This window comes from Syntrophomonas sp. UBA5494 (assembly GCF_002426325.1).
This window is the reverse complement of sequence record NZ_DIPG01000141.1, coordinates 1-3,033: the sequence shown is the minus strand read 5'-3', so window position 1 is coordinate 3,033 and position 3,033 is coordinate 1. Positions and strand designations below refer to the sequence as shown.

Here is a 3,033-nt window from a genome sequence, read left to right as displayed (position 1 = left end):
TATGGATTTAAGGTGATCGATCTGGGCAAAGACGTTCCCGCCGCCCGGATACTGGCTGAAGCTGAGCAGCAAAAGGCGGCCATTATTGGGCTGAGCGCTTTGATGACCACCACCATGCCGCGCATGGCCGAGGTCATCGCCGGGGTCAAAGAACGGCGGCTGAGCTGTAAAGTGATGGTGGGAGGCGCGGTTTTGACCAGGGAATATGCCGATTTGATCGGCGCTGATGGATTTGCAGCGGACGCCCGCCAGGCAATCGCGGTTGCCAATGGGCTGGTTGATATAAACTAAGGGGGAGGAGCTATGACCTGCAAGAAGACTTATGAGGAAATCAACGAAAAAATTCGCCGGGGAGAAGCGGTGGTTGTAACCGCTGAAGAAGTCATCGATGTGGTAGCGGAAAAAGGCTATGCTAAAGCAGCTCAGGAAATCGATGTGGTTACCACTGGAACCTTTGGCCCCATGTGCTCATCGGGGGTATTCATCAATTTCGGCCATTCCAAACCGCGCATACGCATGCAGAAAGTGTGGCTGAACGGGGTGGAGGCTTACGGAGGCATTGCCGCCGTTGACGCCTATCTGGGCGCGACCCAGGTGGCCGACAATGACCCGGAGAATAAAGTATACCCCGGGCGCTTTATGTATGGCGGGGGCCATGTCATCCATGACCTGGTGGCGGGAAAAGAAATCCGTCTGGAGGCTATTTCCTACGGCACCGATTGCTACCCCAACAAAAAGGTGGACACGGTAATCACCCTGGCTGATGTTAATGAAGCTTTCATGTTCAACCCCCGCAACGCTTATCAGAATTATAACTGTGCGGTGAATCTGGGGGATAAAAACATATATACCTATATGGGGGTTCTTAAACCCCGCCTGGGCAATGCGGCTTACTCGACCGCCGGCCAATTAAGCCCCTTGTTCAATGATCCCCATTATAGAACCACCGGTATCGGCACCCGTATCTTCCTGGGCGGCGGTGTAGGCTATGTGGCCTGGAATGGCACCCAGCACCATCCCAATGTGCCCCGGGGGGAAAATGGCGTACCCATGGCCACGGCCGGGACCCTCTCCCTGATAGGGGATCTGAAACAGATGGATCCCCACTGGTTGGTAGGCCTCAGTTATCTGGGCTATGGACCCACACTGGCGGTAGGGGTGGGCATCCCCATTCCCATCCTGGATGAGGAGATGCTGCGCTACACCGCGGTGAAGGATGAAGAAATCTTCTGCCCGGTGGTGGATTACCATCAGGGCTATCCTTACGGCAATCATACCGATCTGGGTTTTGTCAGCTTCAAAGACCTCAAGAGCGGCAAGGTTACAATAAACGGCCAGGAAGTGGTAACCACTCCGCAGTCCAGTTATCCCCGGGCCAGGCAAATAGCCAGCATTCTCAAAGCATGGATTCAGGCCGGCCAATTTGAACTGACCCAACCGGTGGCAGCCTTGCCGGGAGCTGACAGCCAGATAGACTTCAAATCACTTCCTGATCGCCAGCCCAACGGGGTTTTGTCCATGGTCAGGAACAGGAGGTAGACAGTTATGAAAAACAGAGTGGTATTGTATTTCTCGGCGGTACAGTCTGAACAGCCGATTATATATCAATTGATCAAGAATACCGATTTGATAGTGAATATACTCAAGGCCGACATCAACCCGCAAAAAGAAGGCTATCTGGTAGTGGAATTGGAAGGAGACAAACCCCATTATGAGGCGGGCATCAAGTTCCTGGAAAACCTGGGAGTGATAGTGGAGCCCTTGAGCCAGACAGTGGTCTGGCACGACGAATTATGCATACAATGCGGGGCTTGTGCTTCATTTTGCCCTACCCAGGCATTGTCTATCGAACGCGAAAGCATGATCGTCTCCTTTGACAATTCCCGCTGCGTGGTCTGCGGCATGTGTCTGGAGTGCTGTCCCACCCTGGCCATAAAACTGCATTTTGAACTCAAGGAGGCTGTTTAGTTTATCTATGAAAGGTGAGCGGAGTTATGTACAGAGAGACTACCGCGACTGGCATGAAGGCCAGGATTTGAAATATTTTCAGGTGCGGATCAAACAGAGCGATCTGGCTATCGGAGTGGATCTAAACAGCTGCTCCGATAGCCTTTTGACTTTATGCCGCAATTATCTGATCAGGCTGCGCGGTGAACTGGAAGATTACATCAAGCTGCAGCCTCTGTTTCAAACCACCTTGCTCCCTATCGCCCTGCGCGGTGATGCTCCGGAAATCGCCCGGCGCATGGGCCTGGCCTCCGCACCGGCCAGAGTCGGCCCCATGGCGGCAGTTGCCGGAACCATAGCCGAGCTCATGGGGGAAAAGCTGGCCCCGCTTTGCCAGGAAGTCATCGTGGAAAACGGCGGAGATATTTATTTGAAGAGCAGTCAGGAGAGAATCGTGGCGGTATTTGCAGGCGAGTCCCGTTTCAGTTATCGTATTGGTATACGAATCGCCGATAGCAAAGAAGGGATGGGCATATGCACCTCCTCGGGAACAGTGGGCCACAGCTTGAGCCTGGGCAGAGCCGATGCGGTGGTCATCAGGGCTGATTCCGCAGCCCTGGCCGACGCCGTGGCCACCGGCGCAGGCAATATGGTGTCCTGCAAAGCTGATCTGATGAAGGCTGTGGATTTTGCCCGGGAAATACCCGGAGTAACCGGGGTATTAACCATAAAAGGCGATCAAATGGCAGCCTGGGGGCAGATGGAGATCGTCCCGCTCCATCACTCCAAACCATAAAACCGAACGGCAGACCGGCTCTGTATGTATTGGCCCGGCCGGATAGAATTCGAATACTTCGGCAGGATTCGGATGGCAGTTGTTGAATTGTATATAAGTCGATGAATTTGAGGCAATGGGGTTGAAAGTCCCGGGGCTTGACCTGAGGGGATTTATCTAATATACAGTTATGCAGTGCCCTTTAACTCCGGCAGCGGCCCGGCCCGATTTGTTGCGGGTTTTAGAGTAACAGCTTCAGAATGGCTGCACCCATCCCGGATTCATCCCGGGGGCACACGAATTCTTTAAAG

Annotated in this window: 4 protein-coding genes; all 4 read left to right on the top strand. The window is 53.5% G+C overall.

Features of this window, described 5'->3' with window-relative positions:
• The coding region (locus B3W37_RS15800; protein ID WP_483176395.1) for a cobalamin-dependent protein at positions 1–291 on the top strand (291 nt) is incomplete at its 5' end.
• 12 nt (positions 292–303) lie between these two features.
• Positions 304–1,539 carry a homocysteine biosynthesis protein gene (locus B3W37_RS15795; protein ID WP_483176394.1) on the top strand — a complete coding sequence of 412 codons (1,236 nt, stop codon included), beginning with the start codon at positions 304–306 and terminating at the stop codon, positions 1,537–1,539.
• 6 nt (positions 1,540–1,545) lie between these two features.
• Positions 1,546–1,968, top strand: a complete 423-nt coding sequence (locus B3W37_RS15790; protein WP_481037997.1) for an NIL domain-containing protein — start codon at positions 1,546–1,548, stop codon at positions 1,966–1,968.
• Between the two features lie 7 nt (positions 1,969–1,975).
• Positions 1,976–2,743: a UPF0280 family protein gene (locus B3W37_RS15785; RefSeq protein ID WP_483176393.1), complete on the top strand. Its 768-nt coding sequence runs from the start codon at positions 1,976–1,978 to the stop codon at positions 2,741–2,743.
• Positions 2,744–3,033 lie beyond the last annotated feature (290 nt).